We start from the raw sequence: 7837 nt of genomic DNA, 5'->3' as shown, positions 1-7837 counted from the left end.
AAGGAAGTCACAGAGCAGGCCGCGGTGGCGGACCCAAGCCAAGCTGGACAAGACCGATGCTAGGAGTAGAAATCTATTCTGAGGCAACGGGGCGCGTAGGAGTAGATCCATATATGAGGCAACAGGGAGAGGCGGCCGCTTGACATTGGCCGTGCTTGTTCTATCCTTCAGGAAAGAAATGGCTGTGGACAGGCTATTTTCAATTCAGGATCTCAAACAACGGCAGGTAGAGGCAAGCACCGATGCCGCGCGGTTGGCTGCGCTTAGAGATCTCGTGGACCGGAGCTCCGAGCTGAACCGCGAAGAGGTCGAGGCGTACGCGCGCGAGGCCGTGGCGCTCGCCCGCAAAGCCGGAAGCTGCAGAGATCTGGTCCGTGCCGCCATTGCTCTCAGCTCCATCTGCCGAGATGCGAGCGACGCAGACCTATGGAAGGAATGCGTGGACATAGCGGGTGAGGCGGCGCGCGCGTCCGGAAATCCTGCTCACGAGGGGCAGTACCGGTACCTTGTGGGAAGGTCGCACGAGGTTCAGGGTGATTACGAGCTTGCCCGGGACAGCTACGAGCGTTGTCTCAAGGCTTTTCGCAGTACCGAGTTCCCCGGCTGCGTCGGGGCAGCACTCAATCAACTCGCGAATCTGGCTTCCATCCGCGGGCAACCGGCCGAGGCCCTGGGGTATTACCAGGAATGCCTGAAGATAGATGATGAGCTGGGCGACATTGCGAATGGAGCCCTGCACCAATTCAACGTTGGGGAGGCGCTCCATCGGTTGGGGCGTATGGATGACGCGCTCGAGTCCTACTTCCGCGTGCTCGCGCTCAGTGAACAACACCCGGAGGTACGTCACATGCGTCCGGTCGCGCTGAATGCACTCGGCGAGCTGTTCCTTGAGCGCGACAAGACGGCCCAGGCAGTCGGCATCTTCAGGATGGTCATAGAGGCGGTGGAACGGAGCGAGGTGCCGCCGCATATCCTCACCCAGACAACAGCCAGCCTAGGCCTGGCGTACCACCGGCAGGGGAATCATGCCAGCGCTCACCATGCCTACTCAGGATCCCTGGCTCTGGCAGAGGAATCTGGAGACCGCCTCATGGCTGCGGTTGTGCTCTCGCGTATGGCTGAGCTTGCCCTGGACATGGGGCAGCTCGATACCTGCCGGGAGCTGGCCGGAAGATCCACCGCCCTCGCACGCCAGGTAGGGCTGCCCAGCGAGGAAGCCCAGGCGTTGAGGGTGATGGGGATGTTGCACGTCGATCGCGGAGAGGACACCCAGGCCCGCGACTGCTTTGAGCAGGCGATGGCGCTGCTGCATGACCTTGAGGAAAGCTCGGACCTGGCTCGGGTGCGGTTCCACTACGGTCGGTATCTGCTTACTAAGGGCGAGTGTGACACTGCGGTTGCGCACCTGAAGGCGGCCTCTCGTGCATTCCGCAATCTGGGTATCGTTGCCGAAGGCCATGAGGTGAATCGGCTGCTTTTCGAGCAGGAGTTGCAGGTTGACAGCGACGCTGCTCTGCTCCAGGGAATCTCCGGGCTTGCGGCGTCGGGAGTCGAGCCCAAAGTGCTGCTGGGACGGGCAGTCGGTCTGTTGCTCCAGGCATTGAGGTTCGATAGCGCGGCGGTCGTAGCGCGGGGACGCCCGTTGCTGACGTTGGGCAGCCCGAATCTCGCCCAAGCCCTGGCGGTCGCCGCCGGCCAGCAGATAGTTGCTACCGACCTGGTGCTGAGTTGGCCGGTGCGCTACGGCGGAAGCGTGCTGGGGCGCATTCACCTTGAGCGGGCCGTGCCGGTGGCGACCGAGCACAGCCACCTGGTGCTCGATGCCGTTGCCAACCTGCTGGCGTTGCCGATTCAGCGGCTGGTTGACTTGGCAGTGGGCGTCATCGAGGGCCGGCCGGAACTGGCCGGGCTCCGCTATCAGGGCGTGGTCAGTCGGAATCCGCGAATGCTGGAGGTGTTGGCTACAGCCTGTGCCGTGGCCGACAAATGCGTGCCGGTACTGATTCGCGGTGAGAGCGGCACAGGCAAGGAGACCATTGCCCGCGCCCTGCACGATTCGGGTGTTCGGGCCGGAAGGCCGTTCGTCGCCATGAGCTGCGCGGCCTTGCCGGAGAAGCTGCTGGAGGTTGAGTGCTTTGGAACCGATGGAGAAGCCGCGATTGGCGTAGCCGCCCACAAGGGAAAGCTGGAGACGAGCGACGGCGGGACAGTCTTCCTCGAAGAGATCGGTTGCATGAGCCCGACCCTACAAGCCAAGCTACTGCGAGTGCTCCAGGAGAAGACCTTCGAGAGAGTCGGGGGGCGCGTATCCGTCAAAGTCGACGTGAGGATAGTCGTGACGACCAGTCAGCCTCTTGCGGACCTGGTTGCACAGCAGAAGCTCCGGGAAGAGCTGTACCATGAGCTGAGCGCAGTGGAGCTGCTGCTGCCGTCGCTCAGAGAGCGTCCGGAGGACATCCCGGACTTGGTGCGGCATTTCGTCCGCCGCAGCAGTCAGGAATTCGGACGCAACGTGGCCGGCGTTTGCCCCGAAGTCATGTCGCGACTCGCGACGTTCAGCTGGCCCGGGAATGTCTCTGAGCTGGAGTACCTGGTGGAGCGATCTGTCCTGCTCGCCCGGGGGGATACGATTCAGATCGGGGATCTGCCACCCAACCTTCAGTTACAGTAGAACCAGCAGCCATATGCTTAGACTGCAACCATGGTTGTATGCCTGCGACTGATCTCCATGCTTGACATTGCATCCGGGAGTCGGTAGAACTCACCGTGGAACAGATACAGTCAGCAGACACGCGACCGGGGAGTCAACGCGTCCGGTTCAAGCTCTTGACCTTCAACGTACACAATCTTGGTCGGGCGGACAATTCCGATGACAGAACATACCGTGCGAAGAAGGACTACCTGGTTGACGTGTTGATGCGGCTTGCGCCGGACGTGACGGTAACTGACGAAGTGCGCGAGCCCGAGAGTTTCGACGAGTTGGCCGACGATCTTGGAGGGTATTCGTACCGGTTTCTGGGCGACGCACCGCCCGTCAACAGGAGGATTCAGATCGGCATTCTCTCTCGTTTTCCCATTCTCGAGCGGGGACAGTGGCGTGAGTTTCCGGTCGTACTGCCCGGCCCCTGCGGGGAGACGATGCGGATGGCGTTCAGAAGAGCGCTGCCCTGGTCACGGCTTGAGTTGCCGAATGGCGAGACGCTGCTGGTCGTAGCCGTCCACCTCAAGTCACGGCGGGCGGCGGCCGAGGAGATTCCGGGAAGTGAGTCGTACCGTCGGCGACGACTGCTCGGTCGGTCCCTCTCGAATCTGATCCGGATAGCCGAGTCCGCCGGTTTGCGTTGCCTGCTTGATGAGGTGATGGACCGGAAGACTGCCGATCACTACGCAGTGCTCGGGGACTTCAACGACACGCCCAACTCAACGGCTCTCAGTCTCGTCATGGGCCTTGAGGATGAGGAGGGGAGTGAGTTGATGCAGAGCGAGGAGCGCAGACTGTTTCAGGTCCTGTGGCGAGCTCCGCTGGACCGGACGTTTTCCTACGTCGGCCGGGGACAGCGCCACCTGTTTGACCATATCCTTGTCAGCCAGCGGCTTTCACTAGGTCAGGTTGCCGCCGGGGTCGAGAGCCAGTTGCTTGAAGCTGAGCGACGGCAGCACAGCGACCATCCGGATGGTTACCCGCGTTCCGACCACGCACCGGTCTGGGCGGCTTTCGAACTGCCACTTCGACCTGAGAGTTGACCTAGAATCGGGCGGTCCACCCAGCGGTTAGCCCACGCATCCCTTGCGGACGCCTGTGGTGGATTCCCCGCGAGAATCGTTCTGCAGACGATCTTCAAAATAGCAGCGTCACTGGCCGCCACAGCCGTTCTGAGAATCAACCGCAGAGTAGTCGTGTGAGTGCTGATCCACCTCGACCTGCGTATCATCGCGGCAGTCATGCCGCGAGTAGTCGTCGGAATCCTGGTCTGCATCGTCGTGCAGACACCCCTGGTAGTCGCGCCGGAAGTCGCCGTGAAACTGCCCTTGTCAGTGGCCGTCCGAGCCGCCCCGGGAACCGTTCCGGGAACGGTTCCCGATGCGATTGCCCAGACGTCACGCGCGGCATCCCAGAACAAGTATAACAACCTGATACTGCGGAACTTAACCTCTGCTAGGCGCGGCTGCGGGCATGTCGTGCGGCCGAATTGTCCTGAATCTAAGGTTCGACTATGAGCGTGTAGCCCGTATTGTCGTCGGTTTCGAGTTCCACGAAGCTCTGCTCTGGATTGACGGTAACGCTCAGAAGTACGGTGTCCGGTAGCTCGGTCCTTCCGAGTTCAAACCCGAAATCTACCCCCTGATTCTCTCCAGCGGACTTGCTCCAGACTGCCTGCCCCACAGAGTCTCCGTCAGCCTTCAGCACCGCCCAAGTAGGATAGGCCAGCCGTCCTGACCTGACCGGCGTGGCCCTGGTCCCGTGGTTTGTCACCCAGGCTCGGACAGACCTGTTCTCGCTCACAAATCGCACGCTGTCCACTCTCAGGTCCGGCCGCTCGGGCGATCCCACCTCGTGTATGAAGATCGGTCGAGTGTTCAGGTCTAGCGACAGCCATCCATCATCCGCAACGCGCGGCGTGAATGTAGGCGTCTTGCTGGAGTAGGCCAGTGACTCACCTGCCAGTTGGTCCGTACGAACGGGCAGTCTAGCCCGGATGCTCCGCTTCATATCGCCGTCTGCCCAGCACACCCAGGTCCGCTTCTGCAGCGTCGTTGTGTCCTCGAATTCGTAGATCCGGGCATGATTGTCCACCGCCGTATCGCCCGTCACCACCCTTCTATTGAATCGCCTGCCGACAAGGATGGCGCAGGACTGCTTGAAAGCGTAGTACCCGGACTGCGGCAACAAGGACACGCTGTCCGTCGGGTCCGCGTCGTCCTGCAACCACAACCAGTTCCATTCGACAGGCTTACGACCTCCGCTGTCGCTTGGCCAGTACGGCACCCACCAGCACAGCCGGTCGTATCCACCGCCAGCGCCTAGCGATGCCGAGAGGCTGAGGCTGGTCACGTATGCCTCGCAGAGGTTGTTCGCGTCGTATGCTCGTGGAAACCCATCCGCACGTCTGTTCCAGCCGAACTCGGAGTTCCAGAGTTCACCGTCATCGTCTCCGTGGCCGCGCATCACCGCGCGCAGGGTTTCCGCACTGAACTCCAGATCTTCTGGCGAGAACTCAGGGCGTTGTTCCTGATAGGGATGTACGGCAACGCCATCCCAGAAGATGCCCCAGTTGCTGTCCTTGGCGATCTTGTAGCACATGTCCAGCCAGTCAACGCCGGAGACGAGATTGGTGTCATTCCAGAACGTGTCTCGGTGCATCGCGCCAACTAGAAGCCGGTCGTGGGCATGTGCAGGATTGCGGCGTAGCCGCTGATTCGCAACGTAGCACATTCTCATGTAGAGCAGGCACAGACCCCGGAGACCATCGAACCCGCTCTCGTACTGCAGGTAGTTGGGTCTGCGCCACCAGCCCGTGCTCCCGGACTTGTTGGTCGTGTCGTTCGGTTCGTTCCAGACGATCCACGTGTGTACGGAGTCCGCGTGATTCAGTAGCGAGTCAATCCAGCAGGCGTAGTAGTTGGTCTCGCCGGAATCGGGCCATAGATTCCGTGATGCGCCGTATGCGACCGGACCGTACCCCCAGATCCAGCTGTCACCGTCCGGTACCCAGGTTGAGTCCTGGCGGGAGCTGCCCCATAGTGGTGACTTCACGAGGATGCCGACCGGCTGCGCTCCCGTGGCACGGATCAGCGAGATGTGCGCTTCCGTGTCCTCGAAATGCCAGGCGTCCGAGGTTGGTTGGTGCTCTTCCCAGTTGCAGTCAAATGGCGCTGTGCCCCAGCCGGTCTGGCTCATGTAGGTGCGCCAGGAGTCTCTGCGGTTCGGTTTGTCCCAACCGTTCCACGGCGGCAGCTTGGCGAAGCCTCCCCAGAACGACCTAGCCACCGTCTTCGTCCGCCCGTAGACCCGCATCGCTAGGTCGCAGCTGGGCGGTATCAACGTCGGGTGCGGTGCTATCATGTGTCCGTAGTTGTACTCGCACGCGCTGTCATAGTGATAGTGAATGCTGTCCTTTTCGCTGCGGGTGAACCGGAATTCATACTGCCTGCCTCTGGTGAAGGCCGCTCTCTCGCTCCAGTTCTCGAACCGAACCCAGCTCCTCGGCTGGTGCTGGACTCCTTGCGCGCCCGTGAGTTCGATCCCGCCTTCGTATGCGCCGACGTGGTATCCGCCCCCGTCCGAGCCCAGTTCGCCCACAAACAGCTCAACGTGGCTCAGGCTGTCGAAGTTGCAGGTGATGAGCTGAGAGACGTAGTCCTGACCCGGGACCGTGCGTGTCCAGCCTGACAAAGAGGACTTGACTGGTCTGACGTCATAGGCGGTCACCTGCGCTATCGTAGAGCCACGAATCACGGCAAAGAGCGCCAGCAACTGGCGTGCCCGCCGTACCGTACGCAGACCCGATTGGCAGCCAGAGTTCATGCTTGCGGCAGGCGCACCGATTTCGATCTCGGCTGCCTGCGCTCAAGCAAGTTGTCGATGAAGAGCGCGACGACGGCAATCAGTAGCAGGTCATAGGGTAGCCGATAGCGTATGCGTGTGTGCCAGATGGCGTAGGCGAAGGAATTGGACAGGTAGAGTGCAACAAGAAGTGCTTCCAGCCGAGAGACGCGAAACCGGCCCGCCAGTACTAGCCGTGCCGCGAATAAGAGCAGCAGTGGGACATAGGAGACGAACATCAGCATGTCCTTGCCCCGGGATGACTCGGACTTCTGAGCAAGGTCGTTGCGGTAATTGAACCAGTTGAGCACCTTGAGTGCGTAAAGTCGGATTGCCCGCCCTTCATTGCGCCGCATGAACTCGATGGCCCGCCTCTGGTAGTATCTGTCTAGCTGCAGTTCGGCCAAGCCTGTGTCTTCGGGCGCGTAGGCTGAGATGTCTGTGCTTGCTCCGGAGTTGTACCCGGCCTTCTCCGAGTTGCCGTGCAGCAGCGTTATGCCACCGTTGGTCGTGAGTACTGGCGCGCCTAGCGCGCGTTCGTTGCGAGCAAGCCAGACGCCAACCATCAGGGACACGACTGCTGTTGCCACCGCAACCGAGGCCACGCGAGTACCCGGCTTCCATTCGGTCCGGGCGACCAACACCCAGACGACGACGACCGCAAACGAGAAGAGGAAGTGAATCACTGAGAGGGCGAGCCATCCGAACAGCATTCCGAGGATCAGGCCGGCCGGTAGCCAACCGAGTCTGTCTTCCGCTAGGACGGCTGTTGTCGCCAGGAGCAGTAGTCCTGCCAACGTCTGGGGGTAGAGCGTTCCAGCCGTGTAAAAGAGGACGACGTACCCTGCGCACAACATGGGCGCTATGGCTGCACCGATTCTGTTGCCTTGTGTTAGCGCGAGTCGGCGAAGTAGAAGCATGCTTGTCGCCAGCATGAAGAAGTTCAGGATTCGCAGCACGACTACGTCGGCTCCGAGCGCTACGAAGAGAGACATGAAAAGAGGGTAGCCAGGTGGACGGAATGCAGTCGGGTTCACTCCATCGAGTGAGTACCCGCGTCCGTGTACAAGGTTCTGAGCGATGGCATAGTAGTCCCGTTCGTCGACGAAGCGGAGCGTGCTGCCGAGATGAACAGAATAGAGTGCTCCGCCGAGCACGACGAGGCCGACCACCGCTGGAGCGACGACGCGAGTCCATCTCGGCACGTCAGAGCGTAGTCGTAGCTCTGGGGATGTCAAATTACTGCGAGGCCAGCCGCCGTGTTGGCCTGACTGAACTGCCGGTGGTCCCAGA

General features: G+C 61.2%; 4 protein-coding genes. 2 read left to right on the top strand and 2 right to left on the bottom strand.

Annotated features, from left to right (window positions below):
• Window positions 1–178: 178 nt before the first annotated feature.
• Window positions 179–2671 carry a tetratricopeptide repeat protein gene (locus tag FJY68_06765; protein ID MBM3331540.1) on the top strand — a complete coding sequence of 831 codons (2493 nt, stop codon included), beginning with the start codon at window positions 179–181 and terminating at the stop codon, window positions 2669–2671.
• Window positions 2672–2742: 71 nt separating this feature from the next.
• Window positions 2743–3744, top strand: a complete 1002-nt coding sequence (locus FJY68_06760; GenBank protein MBM3331539.1) for a hypothetical protein — start codon at window positions 2743–2745, stop codon at window positions 3742–3744.
• Window positions 3745–4201: 457 nt separating this feature from the next.
• Here the strand turns inward: FJY68_06760 and FJY68_06755 are convergent, their stop codons facing one another.
• Window positions 4202–6526 (bottom strand): hypothetical protein, encoded by a 2325-nt coding sequence (locus tag FJY68_06755; protein ID MBM3331538.1) that lies wholly within the window; start codon window positions 6524–6526, stop codon window positions 4202–4204.
• Complete coding sequence (locus tag FJY68_06750; GenBank protein ID MBM3331537.1) at window positions 6523–7749, bottom strand: hypothetical protein; 1227 nt, start codon at window positions 7747–7749, stop codon at window positions 6523–6525. Before FJY68_06750 ends, FJY68_06755 begins: the two co-directional genes overlap by 4 nt.
• Between the last annotated feature and the right edge of the window lie 88 nt (window positions 7750–7837).

Source organism: candidate division WOR-3 bacterium (assembly GCA_016867815.1).
In the GTDB taxonomy this organism is placed as follows: Bacteria; Hydrothermota; Tepidihabitantia; order Tepidihabitantales; family Tepidihabitantaceae; genus UBA2258.
This window is presented reverse-complemented; position numbering and strand designations above follow the sequence as displayed.

Bases quoted from the DNA above. Each gene is read 5' to 3' on its own strand.
- FJY68_06765 (MBM3331540.1), top strand. From the start codon at position 179: ATGGCTGTGGACAGGCTATTTTCAATTCAGGATCTCAAACAACGGCAG.
- FJY68_06755 (MBM3331538.1), bottom strand. From the start codon at position 6,526: ATGAACTCTGGCTGCCAATCGGGTCTGCGTACGGTACGGCGGGCACGC.